This window comes from Sphaerotilus sulfidivorans, from assembly GCF_013426975.1.
Taxonomy (GTDB): Bacteria; Pseudomonadota; Gammaproteobacteria; order Burkholderiales; family Burkholderiaceae_C; genus Sphaerotilus; species Sphaerotilus sulfidivorans.
On sequence record NZ_JACCPY010000013.1, the window covers coordinates 17,567 to 44,434 of the forward strand.

Below are 26,868 nucleotides of genomic sequence, written 5' to 3' on the forward strand. Positions count from 1 at the left end.
GGAAACGGACCTCGGGTCTCAGCGGGGCAGATCGGTGATGCGGACCTCGTCGGTCCGGCTGTGCAGGTCGATGACGCGGCAGTCGCCGCACATCTTCAGCCGCTCGGCGCCGGCACCCTGGAAGGCCGGGTGGCCGGCGAGCTTGCCGATCATCGTCTCGATGGCCTTCAGCGTGCCGAAGGGCTTGCTGCAGCGGATGCAGCGGTAGGGTTCGACCTCGTGCAGCACGCGGGGCTGGCGCCGCGCGCGGCCCTCGTCGGCCAGCCACAGGCGCGGCACCAGCGTGATCGCCTGCTCCGGGCAGGTGGTGGCGCACAGGCCGCACTGCACGCAGGCGCGCTCGGTGAAGCGCAGCTGCGGCTTCTCGGGGTTGTCGCCCAGCGCGTTCTCCGGGCAGGCGCCGACGCAGCTCAGGCACAGCGTGCACTTGTCGGCATCGACCACCACCGCACCGAAGGCGCTGCCCGCCGCCGGCAGCGCGATCGGCTTGGCCTGCGCCGCCGCGCGCTCGGCGCGGTGCGGCGCTTGCGCCAGCAGGTGGTCGAGCATCACGTCGAGCGTGGCGCGCTTGTCGGCCTGCGCGATCACGGCGGTCGGCTGCGCCACGCCCTGCGCCGGCGCCACCCGCAGCGCCGCGTCCAGCGCGGCCAGGTCGCGGGCGTCGCGGGCCTCGATCAGGCCGAGGTGCTCGCCGGCATAACCCAGGCCGTGCAGGATGGCCTGCGCCTGCGCCATCTGCGCGGCCAGCGCGTCGCGGTATTCGGGCGCCTCCTCGGCGGTCAGCAGCACGCGGACCTGGCTGGCGCCCTGCGCGATCGCGGCCAGCCACAGGTCGATGCCGACGCTGGCGGTGTGCCACAGCGCCAGCGGGATCACGCGTGCCGGCACGCCCTGGATGTCGCGGTCGACCCGCGCGGCGCGGCCCAGCTCGTCGATCAGCGTCGCGCCCGCGCCTTCGCTGTGGAACAGCAGCATCGCATCGCGGCCGCCGGCCTTGGCATAGGTCGCCAGCAGGCGCTGCAGCCGCCGGCCCTGATCGACCGGGCCGGGATAGGCGAAGGACAGCGCGCCGCTCGGGCAGACGGTGGTGCAGGCACCGCAGCCGGCGCACAGATGCGGCTCGACGACGATGCCGCCGGCCGCCTCGGTCTTCGCCTTGCCCTTGCGCGAGGCGTCGCTGCGGATCGCGCTCGTGGAGCACACGTCGATGCAGGCGCTGCAGCCGATTTGCTCGTTGCGGCTGTGCGCGCACAGCCGCTGCTCGTAGCGGAAGAACTTCGGCTTGTCGAACTCGCCCACCAGCTCGCGCAGCTTCAGCACCGCCTCGCCCAGCGCGGCGGCCTGCCGACTGCCCGGCGGCACATGGAAGTAGCCCTGCGGCGGCTGGTGCTGGCTGAAGGCGGGCGTGGCGCGGAGGTCCAGGATCAGGTCGAAGCGCTCGTCGGTGTGCAGCGGCGCGCGCTCGAAGTCGATCGCCGCCGCCGCGTCGCAGACGCGCACGCAGTCGCGGTGGCCGCCGCAGCGTGACAGGTCGATCTGGTAGCTGAAGTCGATCGCGCCCTCGGGGCAGGCGTCCAGGCAGGCGTTGCAGCGGGTGCAGAGGTCGAGGTCGATCGGGTTGGCGGACGACCACTGCACCTCGAAGGCACCGAGCCAGCCGGTCACCCGGGTGAGCCGGCCGGCGAACAGCGGCAGGTCGCGGCGCTGCGCCAGCGCGCCGGAGCCCATGCCCGTGCCCGCCGCGCCGTCGATCAGCAGCGTGACCTCGAGCCGATCGGCCAGCAGCGCGCCGGCGCGCTGCGCGCCGTCAGCATCGCCCACCACCAGGCAGCGCCCGGCCGAGCGGTAGCCCACGCCCGGCACCGGCGCCGGATCGGGCAATTGCGCCGCCGCGATCAGCGCCGCCATCTTCGGCGTGGCCGCCTTCGCGTCGCGCGACCAGCCGCCGGTCTCGCGCAGATTGACGAAGCGGATCGGCCGCTCGACCACCGGCGTGGCACCGGCGGTGGCGTCGTTCAGCTCGGTGAACAGCCGCGCCTCCTGCGTGCAGGCGACGATCAGCCGGTCGCCCGGGCCGACCGCCTTGGCCGCGCGCTGGAAGGCCGGCGCCTCACGCCGGCACAGCAGGCTGTGCGTCGTCTCCAGGCCCTCGGAGCGGGCGCCCGGGGTCGTCGCCAGCGCGCGGGCGATCGCCGCCGTGTCCAGCGGCATCGTTCGGTTGCAGTCGCAGATCAGGGTTTTCATCGGGCAGGGCGCCGGGCGTGGCGTCGGCAAGGGATTCGGGGGCGGTGGCGGGCCTGTCCTCCTCGAACAGGCCCAGGAAGCGCGACTGCGCCATCTGGCGCAGCATCGCCGCCGGCAGCGGGTCGGGCCGGCCGTAGTCGTCGATGTAGATGTCCAGACCGTCCATCACATTGAAATGCGGATCTGCGAAGAGCTTCTTCAGCGCGGCGTTCTTCACCGACGGATCGACGCCGCGGGCGACGAAGCGCGCGACCTCCGCGCCTTCGGGCAGGCGCGCGACCTCGTCGAGCGTCGGCGGTGGCAGCGCGGGTTCGGCCGGGGCCGGGACGGACGCGGCGGTCGCCGGAGCGGGCGGCTGCGCAGGTGCCGGCGCGGGCACGGCTGCGTGGACCGGCTCGGGCGGCGCCTCGCCCTGGCGCACCTGCACCTTGCGCTGCGACCAGCGCGAGAAGAAGCCTTCGCCGGTGCTCATGCGCATCCCGGCGTGTCGCCGCCAGGCCCGCGCCGCGCCGGATCGACGAAGGAGGCTGGCCGGCGGCGCTTCTTCGGCTCGGGCCGGTAGTTGGCGTCGGTCCAGGCCTGCAGCCAGGCGCGCACCGCTTCGGGCAGCGGCAGGTTGTCGACCCGCTCCTGCGCGTCGAGCAGCCGCCCGGCCTCGTTGTAGGACAGCGTCACGGTTTCCGGCGCCGCCTGCGACGCATTCTCGTCATCGATGCGCCACATCACGAACCAGACCGGCGCGCCCGAGCTCAGGTTCAGGTAATAACCCTCGCCCTCGTCGCGGTGCAGGCGCACCGGGAAACCCGGGTACAGGAAACTCGCGCGCTGGCCGTCGTCGCGCAGGCAGCGGGGCTGGTTTCCCCACTGGCCCTCGTCGATCAGCACCTCGGCCAGCGAGAATCTCCATTCCTCCCAGACGCTGGGGCGTGCATGGCGCTCGATCACCACCGCGACCCGGATCTCGGGCGGCGCGGGCGGGCTGTCATCGGTGGGCTGGGTCATGGCGGAGGGTCGGCAAAGGCGGGCAGTCTAGCGCCGGCCACCCGGTCTTGCTGCGGATCAAGGGTTTGTATCGATTCGACGACAGCGGGCCCCGATGTTTTTTCGTGCCTTCGGATGCTGCCCTGCGACGAATTGCCAGCGGCGCGGCGACATTCTGCGCAACCGGTTTCGGCAGGAAAATCCCAGAGGCCTGGCAGGCTGCAGCAAACTGATGCGACAGATTGTCGCGACACCAGCGACAAAATGTCGCGATTGCCCTGGCACGCGCTGCGTGACAACCCTTATTGCCGCGCTTGCATAGGCTCCGCCCAATACGGTTCAATCCTTCGCTCGCAGGCTCGGCCAATCCCTGATCGCGCCGGCATCGACCTGCCTGAATCCCTTTTTCCCCCTTCCATCCGACCTGTCCGGAGTTCCGTGATGAGCCCTTCCGACCGCCCCGCGCCGACCCGCCGCCGTGTCTTCGCCGCTGCCGGCACCGTTGGCGCGCTGGCCGCCGTGGCGGCGGTGCTGCCGGGCACGTCCCGCCCGGTGGCCGCACCGGCCGAGCCCGCCGCACCGGCGCCCTCGAGCGGCGGCGGCTACCAGCTGTCGGAGCATGTGCAGCGCTACTACCGCACTGCCCGCGTCTGAGCGGCCGAGCCTGAGTCTGAGGATCCCGGAGACATCGACATGCTGCTGACCCGCCGTTCGACGCCGACTGCCGCCCCCGCGGCCGGCGCCGCCCCTTCTTCTCTCGTCTCCAGCCTGGCCCGCGGTCTGCAGCGTGCGATTCCGACGCTGGACCGCCGCAGCTTCCTGCGCCGCTCCGGCCTGGGCGTGGGCGCCGGCCTGGCCGCCTCGCAGCTGACGCTGGTCAAGCGCGCCGACGCCTCCGAGTCGGCGCGCACCGCGCTGACCGGCACCGGCAAGGTCGAGGTCAGGCGCACCGTCTGCGGCCACTGCTCGGTGGGCTGCGCGGTCGACGCGGTGGTCGAGAACGGCGTCTGGGTGCGCCAGGAGCCGGTGTTCGACTCGCCGATCAACATGGGCGCGCACTGCGCCAAGGGCGCGGCGCTGCGCGAGCACGGCCACGGCGAGTACCGCCTCAAATACCCGATGAAGCTGGTCGACGGCAAGTACCAGCGCATCTCCTGGGACCAGGCGCTCGGCGAGATCAGCGCGCGCCTGCTCGAGCTGAAGAAGCAGAGCGGCCCGGACTCGCTGTTCGTCGTGGGCTCGAGCAAGCACAACAACGAGCAGGCCTACCTGCTGCGCAAGTGGATCAGCTTCTGGGGCTCGAACAACACCGACCACCAGGCCCGCATCTGCCACTCGACCACCGTCGCCGGCGTCGCCAACACCTGGGGCTACGGCGCGATGACGAACTCGTACAACGACATGCAGAACGCCCGTGCGGCGATCTACATCGGGTCGAACGCGGCGGAAGCGCACCCGGTGTCGATGCTGCACATGCTCCATGCCAAGGAGCGCGGCTGCAAGATGATCGTGGTCGATCCGCGCTTCACCCGCACCGCGGCCAAGGCGGACGAGTATGTGCGCATCCGCTCGGGCTCGGACATTCCCTTCCTGTTCGGGGTGATGCACCACATCTTCAAGAACGGCTGGGAAGACAAGAAATACCTGGAGGACCGTGTCTGGGGCATGGACAAGGTCCGCGAGGAGGTGCTGACCAAGTGGACGCCGGACAAGGTGCAGGAGGCCTGCGGCGTCGACGAGGCCACCACCTACAAGGTCGCGAAGATCCTGGCCGAGAACCGCCCCGGCACCATCGTCTGGTGCATGGGCCAGACGCAGCACACCATCGGCAACGCGATCGTGCGGGCGTCGTGCCTGCTGCAGCTGGCGCTGGGCAATGTCGGCAAGTCGGGCGGTGGCACCAACATCTTCCGCGGCCACGACAATGTGCAGGGCGCCACCGACGTCGGTCCCAACCCCGACTCGCTGCCGGGCTACTACGGCCTGGCCGAGGGCGCGTGGAAGCACTTCGCCAAGGTCTGGGGCGTCGACTTCGAGTGGATCAAGAAGCAGTACGCGCCGGGCATGATGACCAAGTCCGGCATGACGGTCTCGCGCTGGATCGACGGCGTGCTCGAGAAGAACGAGCTGATCGATCAGGACAGCAATCTGCGCGGCCTGATCTTCTGGGGCCATGCGCCGAACTCGCAGACCCGCGGTCTCGAGATGAAGAAGGCGATGGACAAGCTGGACCTGCTGGTCGTCATCGATCCCTTCCCGAGCGCCACCGCGGCGATGGCGGCGATGCCGCCGATGAACAAGGACGACCTGAACCCGAACCGCGCGGTCTATCTGCTGCCGGCGTGTACGCAGTTCGAGACTTCGGGTTCGTGTACCGCGTCGAATCGCTCGGTGCAGTGGCGCGAGAAGGTCATCGAGCCGCTGTGGGAGTCGCGCACCGATCACATGATCATGGTGCAGCTCGCCGACAAGCTCGGCTTCGGCAAGGAGCTGGTGCAGAACTACAAGATGGTGCCGGGCAAGGGCGGCATGCTCGAGCCCGAGACCGAGTCCATCCTGCGCGAGATCAACCGCTCGGTCTGGACCATCGGCTACACCGGCCACAGCCCGGAGCGGCTGAAGGCGCACATGCGCAACATGCATGTCTTCGACGTGCGCACGCTCAAGGCCAAGGGCGGCATCGACAAGGAAAGCGGCTATTCGCTGGACGGCGACTATTTCGGCCTGCCCTGGCCGTGCTTCGGCACGCCGGAGATGAAGCACCCCGGCTCGCCCAACCTCTACGACACCAGCAAGCACGTCATGGACGGCGGCGGCAACTTCCGCGCCAACTTCGGCGTCGAGCGCGACGGCCAGTCGCTGCTCGCCGGCGACGGCTCGCATTCGCTGGGCGCCGACCTCACCACCGGCTATCCCGAGTTCGATCACCTGCTGCTGAAGAAGCTCGGCTGGTGGGATGACCTGACCGAGACCGAGAAGGCCGCGGCCGAAGGCAAGAACTGGAAGACCGATCCGTCGGGCGGCATCATCCGCGTCGCGATGAAGGTGCATGGCTGCCACCCGTTCGGCAATGCCCGGGCCCGTGCGGTGGTCTGGAACTTCCCCGATCCGATTCCGCAGCACCGCGAGCCGCTGTTCTCGACCCGTCCGGACCTGATCGACAAGTACCCGACGCACGACGACAAGAAGGCCTTCTGGCGCCTGCCCACGCTCTACAGGTCGGTGCAGGAGAAGAACCGCGACGTGGGCAAGAGCTTCCCGCTGATCATGTCCAGCGGCCGTCTGGTCGAGTACGAGGGCGGCGGCGAGGAGACCCGCTCCAACCCCTGGCTGGCCGAGCTGCAGCAGGAGATGTTCGTCGAGATCAACCCGAAGGCGGCCAACGACCGCGGCATCCGCAACGGCGACTGGGTCTGGGTGAAGACCCCGCCGATGGCGGCGCTGCCCGACTTCAAGGGCCTGCGCGTCAAGGCGCTGGTGACCGAGCGGGTGGATGCCGACACCGTCTGGCTGCCCTTCCACTTCTCGGGCCGCTGGGGCGGCATCGACATGGCGCCCTACTACCCCGAGGGCGCGATGCCGGTGGTGCGCGGCGAGGCGATCAACACCGCCACCACCTACGGCTACGACAGCGTCACGATGATGCAGGAAACCAAGACGACGGTCTGCCAGATCGAGAAGGCAGCCTGAGGAGCACCCATGGCCCGAATGAAATTCATCTGCGACTCGGAGCGCTGCATCGAGTGCAACGGCTGCGTCACCGCCTGCAAGGCCGAGCATGACGTGCCCTGGGGCGTGAACCGCCGCCGCGTCGTCACCCTCAACGACGGCCTGCCGGGCGAGAAGTCGATCTCGGTGGCCTGCATGCACTGCTCGGACGCGCCGTGCATGGCGGTCTGCCCGGTCGACTGCTTCTACCGCACCGACGAGGGCGTGGTGCTGCACGACAAGGACGTCTGCATCGGCTGCGGCTACTGCAGCTACGCCTGCCCGTTCGGCGCGCCGCAGTTCCCGAGCAACGGCACCTTCGGCCTGCGCGGCAAGATGGACAAGTGCACCTTCTGCGCCGGCGGCCCCGAGGAGAACGGCTCGGCCGCCGAGAACGAGAAGTACGGCCGCAACCGCCTGAGCGAGGGCAAGCTGCCCGCCTGCGCCGAGATGTGCTCGACCAAGGCGCTGCTGGGCGGCGACGGCGACGTGGTGGCCGACATCTTCCGCACCCGCGTGATCCAGCGCGGCAAGGGCAGCGAGGTCTGGGGCTGGGGCACCGCCTACGGCCAGCCCAAGGCGGAGGTGAAGTCGTGAGCGCGCATCGCCATCCCGCTGCGCGTCGTGCGCTGGGCGCGGTGCTGCTGGCCGGTCTGGGCCTGCTGCTGGGCGGCTGCGGCGAGCGTGCCCAGGAGCTGCAGGTCAAGGCCCCTGACGCCTCTCCCTGGAGCGGCAAGCCGGGCGGCTTCGGCGCCAGTGGCTGGCAGGGCGGCGACCAGAGCGCCTGGCAGGAGCAGATCCGCCAGCGCGGTCAGCGCCAGAACGAATACGCCCGCACCGGCGTGTCCGGCCCCGGTGCTGCCGGCAATGCGACGCTGCCGGCGCCGGCCGCCAGCCAGCCCTGAGGCCGACGCCGCGAGGAGCCCCGCCATGTCCCGCCTGATTTCCTCCCTGCTGCTGGCGGCCGCGGCGCTGCTGGCGCAGCCGGCCGCGCTGGCCGCCGAGCCGGCTGCACCCGCCGCTGCGGCATCGGCCGCAGCCGATGCCGCTCCCGTACCGCGCCCGGACGACACCCAGGCCGAGCGCGCCCGCGCCCAGCCCGGCAACAACGCGCCGTTCTGGCGCGGCGTGCGCGACTCCGGCCAGCAGGCCGGCTACAGCTCGCTGCCCGGCGCCGAGAAGGGCGTGCTGATCCAGTCGCAGGTGCAGTATCCCGGCTCGCGCCTGACCACCGCCGGCGAGGCCTGGCGCCAGGTGCGCAACCAGTGGATCCTGCCCTATGGCGGCTCGCTGCTGCTGATCGTCAGTCTGGCCATCGGCCTGTTCTACTGGCGCAAGGGCGCGCTGGGCGGCCACCAGCCCGACACCGGCCGCATGATCGAGCGCTTCACCCCGCTGGAGCGTGCGGCGCACTGGGTCAATGCCGCCGCCTTCGTCGCGCTGGCGCTGTCGGGCATCGTGATGGCCTTCGGCAAGTTCTTCCTGCTGCCGCTGGTCGGGCACACGGTCTTCGGGGCGCTGACCTTCGTGCTGAAGAATGTCCACAACTTCGCCGGCCCGCTGTTCGCGGTGTCGCTGCTGGTGGTGATCCTGGTCTTCGTGCGCGACAACATCGCCAACCGCGCCGACTTCGTCTGGCTGTCGAAGGCCGGCGGCATGTTCGGCGACCAGGAGGTGCCCTCGCACCGCTTCAATGCCGGCGAGAAGGGCATGTTCTGGTGGGGCGTGACGGTGCCGGGCGTGGTGGTCGTGGCCTCCGGCCTGGTGCTCGACCACCTGGTGCCCGGCTGGGGCGAGCTGCGCAGCGAGATGCAGGTCGCGCACATGGTCCATGCGGTCGCCGCGATCCTGATGATGGCGGTCCTGCTCGGCCACATCTACATGGGCACCATCGGCATGAAGGGCGCCTATGCCGCGATGAAGACCGGCTATGTCGACGAGGGCTGGGCGCGCGAGCACCACGAGCTCTGGTACGACGACATCAAGGCGGGCAAGATCCCGGCCGTGCGCTCGAAGCCGGTCGCCAGCTCCGCCGCTCCCCGCTCACCTCAGACGAGTCCCTCCGCATGAAGCGCACCCCTTCCTCCGCGGTTTCCCTCGCGGTCTCCCTGGCTGCCCTGCCGCTGATGCTCTCGGTGCTGGCCGCGCCGGCCCTGGCCAAGCTGCCGCCGCTGTCCGAGGAGGCCAAGGCCAAGGCCGAGGAGACCAAGGCCCGCGGCGCGCACGGCGACAAGGTCGCTGCCTACAAGCTCTGCCTGGCGATGGACAAGGTCGCCGCGGACTACCGCGCCCGCGCCCGGAGCGCCGGCAAGGAGGTCCGCCCGGCCACCGAGACGCCGCCCTGCACCGATCCGGGCGCCTTCGTGCCCGCGCCGGCGGCAGCCGCCTCGGCGCCGGCCGTGCCGGTGGCAGCGGCAGCGGTGGCTGCTCCGGCTGCGCCGGTGGCCGCTGCCAGCAAGCCCTGATCCCGCGTCCTTCGCTGTCCGGAGCCCTCTGCCATGCCCGCCCTGTCGCACGCGCTGCCTGATCCTGCCGGGGTGCAGCCGGCCGTTCCCTCGGCCCCGGTTCCGGTCGCGCCGCGCATGACCGACGCGCGGCTGCCGCTGCTGCGCGAGATCGAGGTGATGGACGAATACGGCGTGCGTCGCACGATCGCGATTCCGGCCGAGCAGGCGCTGACCGTCTTCGTCGACCGCCGCGAGCTGGTCACGCTGATGACGCTGGGCGCGATGCCCGAGCTGCTGGTGCTGGGCTGGCTGCGCAACCAGCGCCTGATCGCCTCGCCCGACGAGATCGAGTCGATCACCGTCGACTGGGAGGTCGGCGCGGCGGCGGTGCGCACCCGCGCCGGCATCGCCGATCTGGACGCGCGCACCGGCCGCCGGGTGGTCACCACCGGCTGCGGGCAGGGCACCGTCTTCGGCGACCTGATGGCGCAGGTCGACGGCATCCGGCTGCCGGCGCCCGAGCAGGCGCGCCTGCGCCAGGGCGCGCTGGTGGCGATGCTCGAGACGATGCGCCAGACCGACAGCATCCACCGCCGCGCCGGCTCGGTGCACGGCTGCGCGCTGTTCTCGGCCGACGGCCGCGAGCGGCTGATGTTCGTCGAGGATGTCGGCCGCCACAACGCGATCGACACCATTTCCGGCTGGATGGCGCTGCACGGCATCGACGGCGGCGACAAGGTCTTCTACACCACCGGCCGGCTGACCAGCGAGATGGTGATGAAGTCGGCGCACATGGGCGTGCCGATCATCGTCTCGCGCAACGGCGTGACCCAGATGGGCCACGACCTGGCCGCGCGCCTGGGCATGACGCTGTTCGGTCGCGCCGCCAACCGGCATTTCCTCTGCTACACCGGCTTCGATCGCTTCGACTCCGAGCCGGAGCCGCAGCGCGCGCCGGTGCGGGTCGTTGCCGGCTGATCCGGTCGCCGGCCTGCGCTACAGTGCGGCGGCCCACGCGCTGCCTGCTGTCTGCCGCCCATGTCCGATTCCGCCGACCTCCTGTCCCCCGCTGCCGAACCGGCCTGGCCCCATGCGGCGGTGCTGATCGTCGATGACGAGCAGGGCATGCGCCATTTCCTGTCGCGTGCGCTGGCGCCGCGCTTCGGCCGGGTCGATGCGGTCGACAGCGCCGAGGCCGGGCGCGACCTGGTGGCCGCGCACCGCTATGACCTGGTCATCTTGGACATCACGCTGCCGGGCCTGAGCGGCCTGGCCTGGCTGCGCGAGCTGCGCGCGCAGGGCCATGCCGGCGAGGTGATCCTGATCACCGCGTTCGCCGATCTCGACACCGCGATCGAGGCGCTGCGGGCCGGTGCCTCCGACTTCCTGCTCAAGCCCTTCCGGGTCGCGCAGATCCTCAACGCGGTCCAGCAGGGCATGAGCCGCTCGCAGCTGGCGCGCGAGAACTGGCTGCTGCGCCACCGCCTGGCCCAGCAGCCGCGCGAGCTGCCCGAGTTCGTCGGCCGCTCGCCGGCGATGCGTGCGCTGATCGATGCGCTGGCGCGGGTCGCGCCGGTCAATGCGCCGGTGCTGCTGCGCGGCGAGTCCGGCACCGGCAAGGAGCTGGCCGCGCAGACCCTGCACCGCGGCAGCGCCCGGTCCGGCGCGCCCTTCGTGCGGCTGCACTGCACCGGCCTGTCGGCCGAGGCGCTCGAGAGCGAGCTGTTCGGCCATGCGCCCGGCGCCTTCGCCGATGCCGTTCCCGGCGCCGACCAGGCCCGCGACGGTCTCTTCCACTACGCCCAGGGCGGCACGCTCTTTCTCGACGAGATTTCCGAGCTGCCGCTGCCGGTGCAGGCCAGCCTGCTGCGGGTGATCGAGGAGCGCCAGATGCGCCCGGCCGGCAGCCGGCAGAAGATTCCGGTCGATGTGCGGCTGGTGGCCGCCAGCGAGCGTGATCTGGCCGCCGAGGTGGCCGCCGGGCGCTTCCGCAAGGATCTGTACTACCGGCTGCAGGTGGTGGAGATCGCGCTGCCGCCGCTGCGCGAGCACCGCGGCGATCTCGGCCTGCTGTTCGAGCATTTCGTCGCGCTGCTGGCGCCGCAGCTCGGCGCCGCGCCGCTGCGGCTCGATGCCGACGAGCTGCGCTACCTGCAGCAGTACGACTGGCCCGGCAATGTGCGCGAGCTGCGCAACTTCGTCGAGCGCTCGCTGATCCTCGGGCGCATCAACGTGACCGCGCTCTATCCGGCGCCGGCCGCCTCGGGTCCGGAGCCGGCCGAGGTGCATGCGCCGGGCGCCGCCGGCGGGCCGACCGACCTGCAGACGCTGGAGCGGCGCCACATCCTGGGCGTGCTGGCCTCGGTGCAGGGCGACAAGGGCCGGGCGGCGCAGCTGCTGGGCATCTCGCGGCGCACGCTGGAGCGGCGCGTCGCCGAATGGGCCGCCGAGGCGCAGTGACGGCCGTGCGCGCGGCCGGCGCCGGCTCGATCCGCACCCGGCTGCTGGCGCTGACGCTGGTGCCGCTGCTGGGCGTGCTGCCGCTGCTCGGGCTGATCCTGCTGCTGTGGGGCAACCAGGCCATCGACCTGCTGCTCTCGGGCCGGGTGCGCGCCGACCTGGCGGTCGCGCAGGGCTATTTCGACCGGGTGCAGGCGGAGGTCGGCAGCGGCACGCAGGCGGTGGCCAGCTCGCATCGGCTGGTGCGCACGCTGGCGCTGACGCTGCCGGCCGAGCGCGAGACGGCGCTGGCCGCGCTGCTGGCGCGCGAGCAGGTCCGGCACCGGCTCGATTTCCTGCGCATGCTGCCGCCGCAGGCGCCCGAGGCGGTGGCCGCGGCCGGTGCTGCCTCGGGCGCCGCGGCCGCCGAGGCGGTGGTGGCGGTGATGGAGGCTGCGCAGCTCGAGGCGCTGGCGCCGGGTCTGGCCGAGCGTGCGCACATCGCGCTGGTCGACTCCGACGGTGCGGTCCCGAGCGACCGGGTCACCGAATCGCGCGGCCTGGTGCTGATCGCGCAGGCGCGCATCGAGAACGCCGCCGGCGCCACGATCGGCTGGCTGCAGGGCGGCGTGCTGCTCAACCGCAATCTGGGCGTCATCGACCACATCAACCGGATCGTCTATCCGGACGGCGCGCTGGCCTTCGGCAGCCAGGGCACCGCGACGCTCTTCCTCGACGACGTGCGCATCAGCACCAATGTGCGGCTGTTCGGCGACCCGCAGGCCGAGCGTGCGGTCGGCACCCGGGTGTCGGCGGCGGTGCGCGAGGCGGTGCTCGGGCGCGGCGAGACCTGGCTGGGGCGCGCCTTCGTCGTCAAGGACTGGTATGTCTCGGGCTATCTGCCGCTGGCGGACGCCAGCGGCCGGCGGGTCGGCATGCTGTATGTCGGCTTTCTCGAGCGGCCCTTCGTGGTGGTGAAGTACGCGGTGCTGGCCGGCATCGGGCTGCTGTTCTTCGTGGTGATGCTGCTGGCGGCCTGGTGGTCGCTGCGCTCGGCCGCGCGCATCTTCCGCCCGCTCGAGCGCATGACCGAGACGATGCAGCGGGTCGAGTCCGGCCAGGCGGCGCGGGTCGGGCCGCTGCAGGCCGACGGCGAGATCGACCGGCTCGGCGCCACGCTCGACCATCTGCTCGACACGGTCGACGACAAGACCCGCGCGCTGCAGCGCTGGGGCGAGGAGCTTGATGCCAAGGTGGCCGAGCGCACCGCGGCGCTGCAGGCCGCGCAGCAGCAGCTGGTGCGCAGCGAGCGCCTGGCCACGATCGGCCAGCTCGCGGCCAGCATCGCGCACGAGATCAACAATCCGATCGCGGTCATCCAGGGCAATCTCGACCTGCTGCAGATGACGCTGGGCGAGGCCGCCGCGCCCGCCCGCGACGAGATCCGGCTGATCGACGGCCAGGTCGAGCGCATGCGCCTGATCGTCGCGCAGCTGCTGCAGCAGGCCCGGCCGAACGAGTACGCCGGCTATGCCGAGGCGCTCGATCCGGCCGAGGTGCTGCAGGCCAGCCTGGTGCTGGTGCGCCATCTGCTCGAGCGGGCGCAGGTGAGGCTGTTGCTGCGTGCGTCGCCCGGCGCGACCCCGCCGGTCATGATCAACCGCCAGGAGCTGCAGCAGGTGCTGATCAACCTGATCGTCAACGCCACCCAGGCGATGCAGGAGCAGGGCGAGACCGGACCGGCGCGCGAGCTGGACATCGCGGTGCGCCACGAGGCCGGCCGGGTGCTGCTGGAGGTGAGCGACTCCGGCCCCGGCCTGAGCGAGGCGGTGCGCGCGACGCTGTTCCAGCCCTTCTTCACCACCCGGCGCGACGGCAACGGCCTGGGCCTGTGGATCAGCCGCGGCCTGCTCGAGCGCTACGGCGGCGAGCTGCGTGCCGCCAACCGGCCCGAGGGACAGGATGCCGCCCGCGGCGCGGTGTTCACCATCGATCTGCCCGCAGCCGAGGTGTGAGGTCGCGGATGGAAGTGGAAAAATCGCTCAGGTACCATGGCGGCAGTGGCAGGATGATGTCCGTCGATTCGGGCCGCCGTGTCCGATGTTCCATCTGCAGGGAAAAAGACCGATGAGCCGTTCCATCCATCCCGCCGGTGCGCCGGCCTATGCCGATCTCGAGGCGCGTTTCCAGCGCCTGTACCGTCTCGAGCATCTCGGCGCGATCGCCGGCTGGGACCAGGCCGCCAACATGCCCCCGAAGGGCAACGAGGCCCGCGCGGCCGCGATGGCCGAGCTCGAGACGCTGATGCATGCCCAGCGCACCGACCCGGCGCTGCGCGATCTGCTGGCGCGCGCCGAGGACGAGCCGCTCTCGGACGACCAGCGCGCCAACCTGCGCGAGATGCGCCGCGACTGGCTCGCCGCCAACGCGCTGCCCTCCGCGCTGGTCGAGCGCCGCGCGCTGGCCACCGCGCGCTGCGAGCATGCCTGGCGCACGCAGCGTCCGGCCAACGACTGGGCCGGCTTCGTCGAGAACTTCCGTCCGGTGGTGCAGGTCGCCCGCGAGGAGGCGATGCATCTGGCCGAGGCCACCGGTCTCGCGCCCTACGACGCGCTGCTCGACCGCTTCGAGCCGGGCATGACCGGTGCTGAGGTCGAGCGCGTCTTCGGCGACCTGCGCGCCTGGCTGCCGGGCCTGATCCGCCAGGTGCGCGAGCGCCAGCAGGCCGAGCCGCCGGTGATCCGGCCGGTCGGCCCCTTTCCGCTCGCGCAGCAGAAGGCGATCAGCCTGGCGGTGATGCGCCGCCTCGACTTCGACTTCGAGGGCGGCCGGCTCGACGAGAGCACACATCCCTTTTCCGGCGGCGTGCCCGAGGATGTGCGGCTGACCACCCGCTACCGCCTCGACGACCTGATGCAGAGCCTGATGGGCACGGTCCACGAGACCGGCCATGCCCGCTACGAACAGAACCTGCCGCGCGAGTGGCTGGGCCAGCCGCTCGCGCGTGCGCGCTCCTACGGCCTGCACGAGAGCCAGAGCCTGTCCTTCGAGATGCAGCTGGGGGCCCATCCCGGCTTCGTCGCGCAGCTGGTGCCGCTGCTGGTCGAGCATTTCGGCGCGCAGCCGGCCTTCGAGGCCGAGAACCTGGCGCGCATGGTCACGCGGGTCGAGCCCGGCCTGATCCGGGTCGATGCCGACGAGGTGACCTATCCGGCGCATGTCATCCTGCGCTTCGAGATCGAGCGCGCGCTGATCGAGGGCGTGATCGACATCGACGACATCCCGGCGCTGTGGGACGAGAAGATGATGCTCTGGCTGGGCCGCGATACCCGCGGCGATTTCCGCGACGGCCCGATGCAGGACGTGCACTGGCCCTCGGGTCTGTTCGGCTACTTTCCCTGCTACACGCTGGGCGCGATGTATGCGGCGCAGTGGTTCGCGACGATGCGCCGCCAGATGCCCGACCTGGACGCGCGCATCGCGGCGGGCGACCTCGCGCCGGTCTTCGACTGGCTGCACGATCATGTCTGGCGCCAGGGCGCACGCTGGACGACGCCCGAACTCACCCGGCGCGCCAGCGGCGAGACGCTGAACCCGGCGCATTTCCGCGCGCATCTCGAGCGGCGCTACTTGGGCTGACGCTGCTCTGACGGGTTTCTGACGAAGGGCTGACATCGGGCTGGAATCGCCGATCTTGACGCCAGATGATGTCGAGATAGGTGTTTACCCTGGGTTTGTAGCGTGGCCGGGATTGTGACGAATCCTTGCAGCACCGCCACCTATCATCCGCCGCGACGCTCTCGTTCCAACCTTTCGGACACCGCCCGGCAACGGCAGCGGTCGGCCCTTCCCATGTCTTCCGATGTCTACCGGCGCATCCAGCGCCATCCCAAGTTCCAGGAGCTGGTGCAGCGGCGCAGCAGCTTTTCCTGGCAGCTGTCCTTCCTCGTTCTGGGCCTGTTCTACGGCTTCATCCTGCTGGTTGCCTTCAACCCGGGGCTGATGGCGATGCGCCTGGGCGGGGAGAACTCGGTCATCACCTTCGGGCCGGTGGCCATCCTGTCGATGTTCGTGCTGTTCTGGGCGCTGACCGCGGTCTACGTCCGGCGCGCCAACGGCGAGTTCGACGACCTGACCCGCGAGCTGATCGAAGACGCCACCCAGGGAGGCCGCAAGTGATGCTCCGCATGACGAAGTCCTCGCTGGCCCGTCTGGGCCTGGCCCTGCCGGCGCTGCTGCTGTCGGGGGCCGCGCTGGCCGCCGGCGATCCGATCGCCGCCGCCGAGAAGCAGCCGCTGAACCTGCATGCCATCGGCATGTTCCTGGTCTTCGTGGCGTTCACGATGGGCGTCACCTTCTGGGCCTCGAACCGCACCAAGTCGGCCTCGGACTTCTACACCGCCGGTGGCGGCATCACCGGCTTCCAGAACGGCCTGGCGATCGCCGGCGACTACATGTCGGCGGCCACGCTGCTGGGCCTGACCGCGCTGGTCTACGGCTCGGGTCTGGACGGCTACATCTACGCGCTGTGCTTCTTTGCCGGCTGGCCGATCATCCTGTTCCTGATGGCCGAGCGGCTGCGCAACCTGGGTCGCTTCACCTTCGCCGACATCACCTCCTACCGGCTCGACCAGGGCAAGGTGCGCACGATGGCGGCGATCGGCTCGCTGACCGTGGTCTGCTTCTACCTGATCGCGCAGATGGTGGGCGCGGGCCAGCTGATCAAGCTGCTGTTCGGCCTGGACTACAACATCGCGGTGGTGGCGGTCGGCGCGCTGATGATCGTCTACGTCATCAAGGGCGGCATGCTGGCCACCACCTGGGTGCAGATCATCAAGGCCTGCCTGCTGATGGCGGGCGGCACGCTGGTGATGCTGCTGGCGATGAGCCAGTTCGGCTTCAGCTACACCACCGTGGTCGAGAAGGCCGTGGCCGCGCACAAGAGCGGCTGGTCGATGATGAGTCCGGGCAAGCTGATTCCCGATCCGGTGACCGCGGTGTCGCTGGCGCTGGGCCTGATGTTCGGCACCGCCGGCCTGCCGCACATCCTGATGCGCTTCTTCACCGTGACGAACGCCAAGGAGGCGCGCAAGTCGGTGCTGTACGCCTCGGGCTTCATCGCCTACTTCTTCAACGTCATCTTCCTGATGGGCCTGTGCGCCATCCTGATCGTCGGCCAGAACCCCGAGTTCTTCGAGGGCGGCCAGGTCGGCGGCAAGCTGGTGGGCGGCGGCAACATGGTGGCGATGCACCTGGCCAAGGCGGTCGGCGGCAACCTGCTGCTGGGCTTCCTGGCGGCGGTGGCCTTCGCGACCATCCTGGCGGTGGTGGCCGGCCTGGCGCTGGCCGGTGCCTCCTCGATCTCGCATGACCTGTATGCCCGCGTCATCATGAAGGGCCAGGCCAAGGAAGAGGACGAGATGCGTGTCTCGCGCTTCGCCACCCTGGCGCTGGGCGTGATCGCGGTGGTCCTGGGCATCGCCTTCGAGAAGCAGAACGTTGCCTTCATGGTGGGCCTGGCCTTCGGCATCGCCGCGTCGAGCAACTTCCCCGTGCTGATCCTGTCGATGTACTGGAAGGGCCTGACCACCCGCGGCGCGCTGGCCGGCGGCTACATCGGCCTGGCGCTGGCGGTCACGCTGGTCGTGCTGTCGAAGTCGGTGTGGGTCACGGTGCTGGGCAATCCGGCTCCGCTGTTCCCGTACGAGCAGCCGGCGCTGTTCTCGATGCCGGTCGCCTTCCTGATCTGCATCGTCGTCTCGAAGCTGGACCGCAGCGCGGCCGCGAAGAAGGAACTCGCTGCCTTCGACGACCAGTTCGTCCGGGCCCAGACCGGCTACGGCGCCGCGGCGGCCTCGAACCACTGATTTCTGTACTGTGACCACAGTCTCCGGCGTCCCCTGACCGAGGACGCTTTCGAAACGCCTCCGGCTCCTGCGGGCCGGGGGCGTCTTTTTTGGGGTGCTCCGTACGTGGTGGATCAGGTCGGCAGCGCGATGCTCCGCACCAGCCAGGCCAGCAGGCCCAGACAGGTCAGCAGGCCGGTGCCGCCGAGCAGCCCGATCCAGCGCTGACGCTGCCCGAGCGCATCGAGGTGTCGTTCGACGCGTGTCAGGGTGTCCGCCTGCTGCTTTTCCAAGGCGGCGAGCCGTTCGCCATGTCGGGAAAGATCGCTTTCGATGCGCGTGCAGGACTCGGTCATCTGGCGAGCCAGGGTCAGGCAGTCCGCCAGATCCTGCCCCGACTGCGTGGATTGCCGGTTCAGCGTGGCCAGTGCTCCGTTGGCCTGCTCCAGTGCGGCAGGTGTGCGGCCCAGTCCGGCTTCGACCAGATCGCCGAGCTGTTCGCTGGTCGAGCCGACGCTTTGCCGGACGCGGCGCAGCGCATCGTCGAAGGAGCGGCTGATTCCGGCCTGCACGGCTGGCAGATCCTCGTCCGCGGTGCGGCGGCACATGTCCTCCACCGCCTCGAGCCGGGCATCGATGCGCTCGACATGCTGGCGCAGCGGTGCCAGCGGCAGGTCCATGACACGACCCATGAGGTCGCGCAGTTCCTGTTCGCAGGATTCGATCGTCTGGAGGTCGGCGGAGGCAGGCAAGGGCGTGTTCATCGAGCAGGGTCGCAAGGGGGAAGGCGGGCGTTCAGGCATTCAGATACTCAGCAGCACCTGGCGGCGCGCTGAAGACAGATCGATCATGGCCAGCAGCTCGAGCAGCTTTTCCGGTGCAGGCCGCTCCGGTGTGCGCAGCATCTCGCGGCGCTGCTGCAGCTCCTGCGCGTAGGCCGTCAGAAGAAAGGCGCGGATCTGGCGGCTGCGCTCCAGGTCTTCATCCAGCGTGCGGCTGGCGGCGGCGCGGCGGGTCGACAGCGCTGCCAGGGCGGAGTCGATCTCCTGGCGTTCGTCCCGGAGCTGCTCGACGGCCAGTCTCAGGCGAACCTCATCGGCCTGCAGCTGCTCGCATTCATGGTGCAGGGCCTGGCGACGCAGCTCGGCCTGGGCGGCCCAGGCCTCGCGTGCGAACCGGGCCGCCGCCGCGACTCCGCTGCGCATCGTGTCGATCATCTGGCGGCAGTCGTTCGCGAAATCGTTTGACAGCCGCGGGAAATACTCGGCCAGTCGGTAGCCCGACAGGCGTTCTCGCAGGGGCTGCTGCGTGTCGTCCAGGGCGCTGCGCAGTGCCGGGATCCGGGTCTCGAGACGTGGCTGAACGCCTTTCCAGAAGGCGGCGTCCAGGTGCGAGTCCTGACCGGGGCGCAGTCTCAGCACCTGTCGCACCAGATCCGAGGTGAACTCGTCCAGCAGCTCGCGCAGGTGCCGCGTGTGGGTTCCCAGGCCATCGACGTCGCGGATCGCGCTCGAGGCATCGAGCTGGTCCGTCATCTTGCCCAGCACGGAGAGGATGCTGACGGGCTCGTTGCGTGCCAGCATTCCCTCCAGCGCTCGTCGCGTGTCGACCAGATCGTCGTGCCGGGCTTCGGCCGCGTCGATGCGCGCCAGCAGCTGTGCCAGCCGCTCCTGCAGCTCAAGGCTCTCGCGCTCCATGCCGGCCAGACGAGCCTGGCGAATCCGCTGCACGGCAGCCTGGGTGTCGATGGCGCTGCGCAGTCGTGCGACCGGACTGATGGCCGCCTGGATGTCGGCCAGCAGTTCCCGACGCAGGCCGGACACCACCGGCACCAGGGCCTGCCACAGCGGGTCGTGGTCGGCGCGTTCGCCAGCCTCTGCCCAGGATTGCCCGAATTCCAGCGGAAAGCATCGATGCTGCCGGGCTGCATCGGCCGAGAGATCCGGGATGAAGGTGCGAAGCTCCTGCAGCAGTCGCTCTCGGAAGAAGGCGGCGGTCAGCGCCGCTCCCTTGCCTGCGGCCAGATGTCCGCGTGCCGCCTCGCGTACCGACTGGGCCGTGTAGGTGTAGGTCGTCACGATGCGGAAGCGCTCGGGCATGAGCTGCCAGTCCTCGATGTCCGGCAGGCACAGCCCCTGCGGACGAAGGAAGGAGAGGTCGTCGCCCCGTCCGACCAGAAGGATGAGATCGGCATGAGGCAGGTAGCGTCGCGCGGTTGCGGTGACGTGCTCGGCCTCGACTTCGTCCCGTGGCTGGTCCCCCGGCAGGTCGAGCAGCCGGACCCGCGGGCCTTGGGCGACGCCGCTCTCGAAGCAGTCCGACGGAATCGCCACGCTCACCGGGCGGTCGGCCTGAAGATCGCGACGGCCCATGCGCTCGCGCAGCGCGCCCAGAGCCTCGGTCATCGCCTGATCGCTGTCGATCCGCTGTTCGCTGGCGGGGTGGTCGCGCTGCGGCACGCGCAGCCGCCAGCCGTGATCCGGCGAGCGCCGATACTCCATCGCGGTGGCGGTGGCCGACTGGCCCTGGGCCCGGCCTCCGCGCAGCACTTGCGAGACCCGAGCCAGCGCCTCGCCCCGCACGCCCATCAGATCCAGCAGCAGCGTGGTCTTGCCCACCTGCGTGCGGCCGAACACCGCCACGTAAGCCTCGCCTTGCTCGTCACCCCGGGACAGGCGGGTGCGCATGTCCTCGCTCAGGGTGTCGAGAAAGGCTCGGTGCCCGCGCAGTGCCCAGTCGAGCCGTTGCCGGTGCAGCGCGTCCCAGTGCGCGCTCATGCCCGGCGCGACCGGTCGGACGGCTGACCGAAGGGATCGAGATCTCGACCCGAGCGGCCCAGCGCATCGAGCAGGTCGCGCTGGAAGCGGCTGGTGTCCGCCAGCGCGCAGGCGAGCCGGTCATGCTCCATCAGCCGTTCGTCGAGGCGGTAGCGCCTGCGCAGGCTCTGCTGCAGATGACGCCGCAGCGCCTGCATCATCCGATCGAAGTGCAGCATGAAGTGCGTCAGATGGTGCTCCTGGACGTTGCGCAGCAGCGCATGGCTCACGTCCCGCATCGCCTGATCTCGGCGGCGCACCTCTGTCCGCGCCGAGTGGACCAGGAATCCGATGGCGATCACGCCGGTGATGGCCGCGGCCATGCTGCCGGCCGACGCCGCGGAGGCGACAGGCGTGACGGTCGCGCTGGTGTCGGCGACTGTGCTGGCCAGTGTGCTGGCCGCGCTTCCCCCGCCATCGGCGAGCTGCGCGGCTTCACCCAGTCCCAGCAGGGACAGCAGAGATCCGACGGTGTCGATGTGTCCGTCTGCGGAGAAGTCGATGGCCAGCATGACGGCCAGGCCCTGCAGCAAGGGCACGGCAACCTCGGAGAACTGCTGGAGCTGGGCTTGCAGCGGTCCGCCTGCCGCCTGCTTGTCCATGTCCTCCAGCGGCGTCAGCGTTTCGGCGCTGACGCCCGCCAGCGCCGGAAGCGCGGCGGCAATCCGGGTGTATTCCAGGGCCATCGCCGGCAGCAGTCGCACGGTGCGCTCCAGCGCCTCGCTGCTGCGGTCGGGGGGCATCTGGCCGGGCGCGGCCAGCAGCGCCCGCAGGTTCTGCTGCGTCTGCGGATCGGTCAGCCGAGAGGGCACCGGCTGATTGTCGGCATCCAGATAGCCCAGGCGGTGCAGCGCGCTGGCGCTTTCCGGCAGGGCCACCGCCGGACGCGGGCCGGACAGCACGCGGGTGGTCAGGCCGCTCATGCGCTCGACATACTGCGGCAGCAGCTCGCCCGGACCCTGCCAGGCCTCGGTGATCGTCTCGCGGATCCGGATGTGGCTGTCACTCACCGTGTCGAAGACACCGACGATCTTGTTGAGTAGGCCTTCGTGGCGCTTCACCAGGATCGTCTCGAGCTGCCGGCGCGCGCGTTCGCCGTGCTGGTCGAGCATGTCCTCGACCGATTGCTGATAGAGCTCGCGCAGTTCGGCGGCCGCATCGTCGAACAGGCCCAGGCAGTCGGTCATCACCTGCGCCGCGCTGCCCCCTCCGTGGCCAGCCAGGCTCTGCTGGTGCAGTGCGGCACGGCTGTGAACCAGATTGATGGCGCGGCCGAGATCACGGTCGATCGTCTCTCTGAGCCGGGCCAGCTGCGTCCGGCGCTGTGCGCCACTTCCGGCCGAGGTGTCGCGCAGCATGGCACTGGCCACGGGCAGCCACTCATCCCGGTAGGTGGCATCGTCCGCACCGACGCACAGCACCCGATCCATCGCGGCATCGACCGGCTCGTCGGGAAAGAAGACCTGTGCTGCGCTGCGGCGCAGCGCGGCACGACGTTCCGGATCGCGTGCCAGTCCCTCGGTCTTGCTGATCATCACCCAGGGCCTGCTGGCCTGCAGCTCCGGCGGCAGCAGGTCGCGCTGGATTTCCTGCTGCTGCTGATTGGCCAGACGGGTCTGGTCGGTCACCAGGATGCAGCCTGATGCACCGATCAGTGTCAATCGCATCGATTCCTGCCAGTCCCGGTTGTCGCGCTGGACCGCCTCGTAGCCCGGCAGCAGGATCAGTGCCTGCCGGTCACTCTGAAAGTGGCGGCGAGGCACCTTCAGCACGGGCAGCATGACCTCGGGCATGTCGCCGCGCGCGGCTCTGCAGAACTGCTGCGCATCGGTGGCGGGCACGTCGCGCAGCACCATGTGGCTGCCATCGTCGCTCGGGCAGAGCTGGCGCAGCAGGCCATGAGGGCGCGTGCAGCTGCTGTCCTCCTGGATCAGGATGGGCAGCTGCTCCCCCCGACCTTCATTGGGAGTCAGCCACTGGGCATCTTCCCCCCGCAGGTCATAGAGCGCGCGCACCAGCGTGGTCTTGCCTGCTCCCTGAGAGCCGCCTACAGCCAGAAGCCACTGGCTGCCGACCACTTCGGCAAGCATCAGCCGGCGCATGACGGGAAGGAGCGCCGCATCGATGCGGTCCCGGTCGTTCTGGAGAATGAATGCGGCAGCGCGCAGGTCGCGCAGCGCGCGATTCAGGGGTTCTAGCAGCAGTTCTGGGTTTTCCATCGGCAAGCACATGACCGGAACAGGAGCGTGAGGATGTGCAAGCCTAAGGACAGCGCGCGACAGGGCGTGTCGCGCGCCGGATTTTCTCGTGACTTAAATCACAGTGGTACCATTGGGTGCTCAGCGCACCGGCGCCAGCTTGGTCACTGTGTACTGCCCGCCCACCTTGTCCGCATCGAATTTCACCTTGTCGCCGACCTTGACGGCGTCGAGCATCGCGGGATCCTGGGCGCGGAAGACCATCGTCATCGGGGGCATGTCAAGGTTCTTGATCTCGCCGTGCCGGAGCGTGATCTTCTGCTGGGCCTTGTCGATCTTCATGACCTCGGCGTCGGTGCTCTGGGCGTGTGCGGTCGGGCCCAGCAGCAGGGCGGCGGCCGTCAGGCCGAGAGCCGCCAGGCGGCGGGACAGGGGGATCGTCTGGATGTTCATCAAGGGCTCCTTCGAGACTTCGAGAGATTCAACGGTTCAGGGATAGGGCTGGTAGACACGCGTGCTGCCGTCCGCGGCGACCAGCAGCACCTCGTAGGGCTGGCGGCGGCCGCCGTATTCCGGGCCGTCCATGCCGGGCGAGCCGATCGGCATGCCCGGCACGGTCAGCCCGAGCGCCTTCGGGCGCTCGCGCAGCAGGCGGTGGATTTCGCGGGCCGGCACATGGCCCTCGATCACATAGCCGCCGACCTGGGCGGTGTGACAGGAGCCGAGGCGGCGCGGCATGCCGAGCCGGTCGCGCGCCTGGAGATTGCCGGTGTCATGCACGCGGGTGCGCAGCCCGCTGGCCTCGACATGGCGGATCCAGTCGTTGCAGCAGCCGCAGTCCGGGTCTTTCCAGACCTCGAGCAGCGGCGGGGGCGCGGCCTCTCGGCTGCCTGCGTGCGCTGTGCCCGCCAGCAGGCTGACCAGCAGCGCCGAGCCGGCGCTCAGCAGGGTGCGGCGCGCAGGCAGCTGCTCGGGGCGGAGGGTGTTCTCTGGCATCGTCATGATCGGTGTGCTCCTCAGTGATGGCCGTGCCCGCTCGGCTTGCGGGCCTTCACCGCGGCCTCGCCCGAGGGGGTGGCGGCCCGCACCGGTTCGGCCAGCGGCGCGCCGGTCCACTCATGGGCGACGGTGCCCTTCGGGTGCGCGAACCCGCCGGGGTCGCGGTAGTCGCCCGGCTTCTGGTCGCGGCGGACCTTCAGGATGCTGAACATGCCGCCCATCTCGACGCCGCCGAACGGCCCCTGGCCGGTCATCATCGGCGCGGTGTTGTCGGGCAGCGGCATCTCCATCTCGGCCATGTCGGCCATGCCGCGCTCGCCCATGGCCATGTAGCCGGGAATGAGCTTCGTGATCTTGCGGGCGACGTCGGTGTGGTCGACGCCGATCATCGTCGGCACGTCGTGGCCCATCGCGTTCATCGTGTGGTGGCTCTTGTGGCAGTGGAAGGCCCAGTCGCCTTCCTCGCTGGCGATGAACTCCACCTGGCGCATCTGGCCGACCGCGATGTCGGTCGTCACCTCCGGCCAGCGCGCCGACTTCGGCACCGGGCCGCCATCGGTGCCGGTGACCTCGAACTCGTGGCCGTGCAGGTGGATCGGGTGATTGGTCATCGTCAGGTTGCCGACGCGGATGCGCACCCGGTCGTTCAGTCGCACGTTCAGCGTGTCGATGCCGGGAAAGATGCGGCTGTTCCAGGCCCAGAGGTTGAAGTCGAGCATGGTCATCACCTTGGGCGTCGCGCTGCCGGGCTCGATGTCGAAGGCGTTCAGCAGGAAGCAGAAGTCGCGGTCGACATCGGCGATCAGCGGGTGCTTCGCCTTCGGGTGCGTGATCCACATCCCGTACATGCCCATCGCCATCTGCACCATCTCGTCGGCATGCGGGTGGTACATGAAGGTGCCGGGGCGGCGGGCCTCGAATTCGTAGACGAAGGTCTTGCCCGGCGGGATCGGGGGCTGGGTCAGGCCCGAGACGCCGTCCATGCCGTTGGGCAGGCGCTGGCCGTGCCAGTGCACCGCGTGGTGCTCGGGCAGGCGGTTGGTGACGAAGATGCGCACCCGGTCGCCCTCGACCACCTCGAGGGTCGGGCCGGGCGACTGGCCGTTGTAGCCCCAGAGGTTGGCGTTGAAGCCGGGCGTCATCTCGCGCACCACCGGCTCGGCGACCAGGTGGAACTCCTTGACGCCGTTGTTCATGCGCCAGGGCAGGCTCCAGCCGTTGAGCGTCACCACCGGGCGGTAGGGGCGGCCGGTGGCGGGCTGCAGCGGCGGCGCGGTGGCCGCCGAGGTCTGGATGACCGGTTCGGGCAGCGCGGCCATCGCCACGCGGCTGACCGAGGCGGCGGCGACCGCGGCCCCGGCAGAGAAGAGGGAACGTCGGGAAATCATGGCGGAAGATCCGTGTGGGGTTCGCGGTGCGCTCAGTGGCCGCCGGCGTCGGCGGCGGCATTGGCGGCGGCGGCCGGGCCGCTGCCGGCATCGAGCCGGGGGCGGCCGAGCAGGGCCTGCTGCAGGTCGGCGTCGGCGCGCCAGAACTCGCGCCGGGCGTCGATCGCGGCGTTGACCGCGCCGATCTGCGCGCGTGCGTCGGCCAGCAGCTCGAACACGCCGATCAGCATGCCGTTGTAGCGCAGCAGGTTTTCCTCGCTGATGCGCTGCTTCAGCGGCACGATCACCTGCTGCGCATGGCGTGCGATGTCCCAGGCGTGGCGCCAGTGGCGCCAGGCCTCGCGGGTTTCGGAGCGGGCATCGATGGCGATGGCGGCGGTGCGATGCAGGCTGGCGGTGTAGATCGCCTCGGCGCGTGCGACCCGGGCGTCGCCCCAGTCGAAGAGCGGCAGCTCCAGACCGACCTCCCAGGCGCGGCTGCGGTGGCCGTCGCTGGTCTTCGAGCGCGAGACGCCGATCTCGAAGGCGTCGACGAAGCGTGTGGTGCGGGTCAGGCCCAGGCTGCGCGCGGTCTGCGCGGTGGCGGTGCGCGCGGCCTGCACATCCAGGCGCTGCGCCAGCGCGCGGGCCTCGATGTCGGTCTGCACGAGCGGCTGCGCGGGCAGATCCGGCAGGCGCTCGGGCAGCGCGAGCCGCTCGGCCTGCTCGCCCCACAGGCCGAGCGCGCGAACCAGGCGCTCGCGCGCGGCGTCGCGGCTGCGCTCGCCGCGCGCCAGGTTCAGCAGCGCGTCGGCCTCGAAGGACTGCTCGCGCGCCAGCGCCAGGCGGTTGAAGTTGCCCGCCTGCGCCATGCGCCGCGCCAGCTCGGCGCCGGCCTCGGCGGCCTGGTGGACCTGGCGCAGATAGGCCAGGCTTTCCTCGGCCGCCACCGCCTCGACCCAGGCGCGGCGCACCTCGGCGATGCGCTCGACGATGCCGATCGTCACCTGCGCCTGCTGCTGCGCGAGCTGCTGCGTGGCCATCGTGCGCGCCAGCGGCATCAGCAGCAGCCGGCCCAGGCCGAGGTGCAGGCCGATCTCGCGCTCGATCTCGTCGCCGCTGGTGGTGCGGCCGTAGCTCAGACCGGGATTGGGCAGACGGCTGACCTGCGCCAGTTCGGCCTGCGCGATGCCGAGCCCGGCCAGGTCGGCCTGCAGGCCGCGGTGGTTCAGCAGCGCCAGCTCGACCGCGCCGTCCTGCGACAGCGGCGCGGCCAGCAGCGCGTCGAGGCGTGCGCGTGCCTCGGCCGACGGGGCCTGCGCATCGGGCCAGCGCGCGATGTCGGCGCCAGTGGCCGCGCGCAGCTGCTCGCGCACCGGCGCGATCGCCGCGTCGGGCGAGGTCGTGGTGCAGCCGGCCAGCGCCGCGGCCGCCAGCAGGGCCAGCGTCAGCTTCAGCGCGGCCGGGGGTGTCCGGACAGCGCGGCTCATCGGGCACCTCCGGGGACGGAGGCCGCGGCCGCAGGCTCGGGCGCGTGGGCCTGCTTCAGATAGACGCGCCAGCCGCCGACGGCGTGCACCCGCGCGTTGGCGGCGCGCCAGTCACCGGGGGCGGTCTCGGGCGGGGCGGACGCGGCGCGTGCGGCCAGCGTCGAGCGGTGGGCGAGCGGGCGCACCGCGGCGCCGGGGTCGGCCGGATCGCCGGAGCGGGCGAGTGCCGGCCCGGCCGCACCGGCCAGGGCCAGCGCGGCGGCAAGAAAACGGAACATGAATGAACCTCGTCAGACGGAAAGAGGCCGAACGGACCGGATCGCGCCAGCACCG

Annotated in this window: 23 protein-coding genes; 12 read left to right on the forward strand and 11 right to left on the reverse strand. The window is 70.6% G+C overall.

The window, feature by feature from the left end:
- Positions 1-18 precede the first annotated feature (18 nt).
- The 3 genes from HZU84_RS09955 to HZU84_RS09965 are packed head-to-tail and all read right to left on the reverse strand — an operon-like array spanning position 19 to position 3,246.
- Positions 19-2,211, reverse strand: coding sequence for a 4Fe-4S dicluster domain-containing protein (locus tag HZU84_RS09955; protein WP_149504537.1), 2,193 nt, complete (start codon positions 2,209-2,211; stop codon positions 19-21).
- Complete coding sequence (locus tag HZU84_RS09960) at positions 2,111-2,716, reverse strand: DUF3306 domain-containing protein (protein WP_149504536.1); 606 nt, start codon at positions 2,714-2,716, stop codon at positions 2,111-2,113. Before HZU84_RS09960 ends, HZU84_RS09955 begins: the two co-directional genes overlap by 101 nt.
- Positions 2,713-3,246 carry a DUF3305 domain-containing protein gene (locus tag HZU84_RS09965; RefSeq protein ID WP_149504535.1) on the reverse strand — a complete coding sequence of 178 codons (534 nt, stop codon included), beginning with the start codon at positions 3,244-3,246 and terminating at the stop codon, positions 2,713-2,715. Before HZU84_RS09965 ends, HZU84_RS09960 begins: the two co-directional genes overlap by 4 nt.
- Before the next feature lie 420 nt (positions 3,247-3,666).
- Between HZU84_RS09965 and HZU84_RS09970 the strand changes: the two genes are divergently transcribed.
- The 12 genes from HZU84_RS09970 (at position 3,667) to HZU84_RS10025 (ending at position 17,686) form a co-directional block, all read left to right on the forward strand.
- Positions 3,667-3,879, forward strand: a complete 213-nt coding sequence (locus HZU84_RS09970) for a formate dehydrogenase (RefSeq protein WP_149504534.1) — start codon at positions 3,667-3,669, stop codon at positions 3,877-3,879.
- Positions 3,880-3,918: 39 nt separating this feature from the next.
- On the forward strand, positions 3,919-6,915 hold the full coding sequence (locus HZU84_RS09975; RefSeq protein ID WP_149504533.1) for a formate dehydrogenase subunit alpha: 2,997 nt from the start codon (positions 3,919-3,921) through the stop codon (positions 6,913-6,915).
- Between the two features lie 9 nt (positions 6,916-6,924).
- Positions 6,925-7,530 carry a formate dehydrogenase FDH3 subunit beta gene (fdh3B, locus tag HZU84_RS09980; RefSeq protein WP_037480250.1) on the forward strand — a complete coding sequence of 202 codons (606 nt, stop codon included), beginning with the start codon at positions 6,925-6,927 and terminating at the stop codon, positions 7,528-7,530.
- Positions 7,527-7,838: a hypothetical protein gene (locus HZU84_RS09985; RefSeq protein WP_180692882.1), complete on the forward strand. Its 312-nt coding sequence runs from the start codon at positions 7,527-7,529 to the stop codon at positions 7,836-7,838. Before fdh3B ends, HZU84_RS09985 begins: the two co-directional genes overlap by 4 nt.
- A 25-nt stretch (positions 7,839-7,863) precedes the next feature.
- The gene (locus tag HZU84_RS09990; RefSeq protein ID WP_149504532.1) at positions 7,864-9,003 is read left to right on the forward strand and encodes a formate dehydrogenase subunit gamma; all 1,140 of its coding nucleotides are present in this window, start codon (positions 7,864-7,866) and stop codon (positions 9,001-9,003) included.
- Complete coding sequence (locus HZU84_RS09995; RefSeq protein ID WP_244954324.1) at positions 9,000-9,398, forward strand: hypothetical protein; 399 nt, start codon at positions 9,000-9,002, stop codon at positions 9,396-9,398. The genes HZU84_RS09990 and HZU84_RS09995 overlap by 4 nt, the downstream gene beginning before the upstream one ends.
- Positions 9,399-9,431: 33 nt before the next feature.
- A complete protein-coding gene (locus tag HZU84_RS10000; protein WP_149504531.1) occupies positions 9,432-10,358 on the forward strand; it encodes a formate dehydrogenase accessory sulfurtransferase FdhD in 927 nt (308 codons plus the stop codon).
- 60 nt (positions 10,359-10,418) lie between these two features.
- A complete protein-coding gene (locus tag HZU84_RS10005; protein WP_149504530.1) occupies positions 10,419-11,840 on the forward strand; it encodes a sigma-54-dependent transcriptional regulator in 1,422 nt (473 codons plus the stop codon).
- The gene (locus HZU84_RS10010; protein ID WP_244954323.1) at positions 11,837-13,834 is read left to right on the forward strand and encodes a sensor histidine kinase; all 1,998 of its coding nucleotides are present in this window, start codon (positions 11,837-11,839) and stop codon (positions 13,832-13,834) included. The genes HZU84_RS10005 and HZU84_RS10010 overlap by 4 nt, the downstream gene beginning before the upstream one ends.
- A gap of 112 nt (positions 13,835-13,946) precedes the next feature.
- Positions 13,947-15,458, forward strand: a complete 1,512-nt coding sequence (locus tag HZU84_RS10015; protein ID WP_149504528.1) for a carboxypeptidase M32 — start codon at positions 13,947-13,949, stop codon at positions 15,456-15,458.
- Between the two features lie 213 nt (positions 15,459-15,671).
- A complete protein-coding gene (locus HZU84_RS10020; RefSeq protein WP_149504527.1) occupies positions 15,672-15,998 on the forward strand; it encodes a DUF485 domain-containing protein in 327 nt (108 codons plus the stop codon).
- Positions 15,999-16,006: 8 nt separating this feature from the next.
- Complete coding sequence (locus HZU84_RS10025) at positions 16,007-17,686, forward strand: cation acetate symporter (protein WP_149504526.1); 1,680 nt, start codon at positions 16,007-16,009, stop codon at positions 17,684-17,686.
- 113 nt (positions 17,687-17,799) lie between these two features.
- Here the strand turns inward: HZU84_RS10025 and HZU84_RS10030 are convergent, their stop codons facing one another.
- The 8 genes from HZU84_RS10030 to HZU84_RS10065 form a co-directional block, all read right to left on the reverse strand.
- Positions 17,800-18,429 (reverse strand): hypothetical protein, encoded by a 630-nt coding sequence (locus HZU84_RS10030; protein ID WP_149504525.1) that lies wholly within the window; start codon positions 18,427-18,429, stop codon positions 17,800-17,802.
- Positions 18,430-18,468: 39 nt separating this feature from the next.
- Positions 18,469-20,442, reverse strand: a complete 1,974-nt coding sequence (locus HZU84_RS10035; protein WP_149504524.1) for a hypothetical protein — start codon at positions 20,440-20,442, stop codon at positions 18,469-18,471.
- Positions 20,439-22,700, reverse strand: a complete 2,262-nt coding sequence (locus HZU84_RS10040) for a hypothetical protein (protein ID WP_149504523.1) — start codon at positions 22,698-22,700, stop codon at positions 20,439-20,441. Before HZU84_RS10040 ends, HZU84_RS10035 begins: the two co-directional genes overlap by 4 nt.
- 120 nt (positions 22,701-22,820) lie before the next feature.
- Positions 22,821-23,132, reverse strand: a complete 312-nt coding sequence (locus HZU84_RS10045; protein ID WP_149505338.1) for a copper-binding protein — start codon at positions 23,130-23,132, stop codon at positions 22,821-22,823.
- Positions 23,133-23,168: 36 nt separating this feature from the next.
- On the reverse strand, positions 23,169-23,681 hold the full coding sequence (locus tag HZU84_RS10050; RefSeq protein WP_244954322.1) for a DUF411 domain-containing protein: 513 nt from the start codon (positions 23,679-23,681) through the stop codon (positions 23,169-23,171).
- A gap of 14 nt (positions 23,682-23,695) precedes the next feature.
- On the reverse strand, positions 23,696-25,066 hold the full coding sequence (locus tag HZU84_RS10055) for a multicopper oxidase family protein (RefSeq protein WP_149504522.1): 1,371 nt from the start codon (positions 25,064-25,066) through the stop codon (positions 23,696-23,698).
- Positions 25,067-25,098: 32 nt separating this feature from the next.
- Complete coding sequence (locus tag HZU84_RS10060; protein ID WP_149504521.1) at positions 25,099-26,535, reverse strand: TolC family protein; 1,437 nt, start codon at positions 26,533-26,535, stop codon at positions 25,099-25,101.
- Positions 26,532-26,813 (reverse strand): hypothetical protein, encoded by a 282-nt coding sequence (locus HZU84_RS10065; protein WP_149504520.1) that lies wholly within the window; start codon positions 26,811-26,813, stop codon positions 26,532-26,534. The genes HZU84_RS10060 and HZU84_RS10065 overlap by 4 nt, the downstream gene beginning before the upstream one ends.
- Positions 26,814-26,868: the final 55 nt, after the last annotated feature.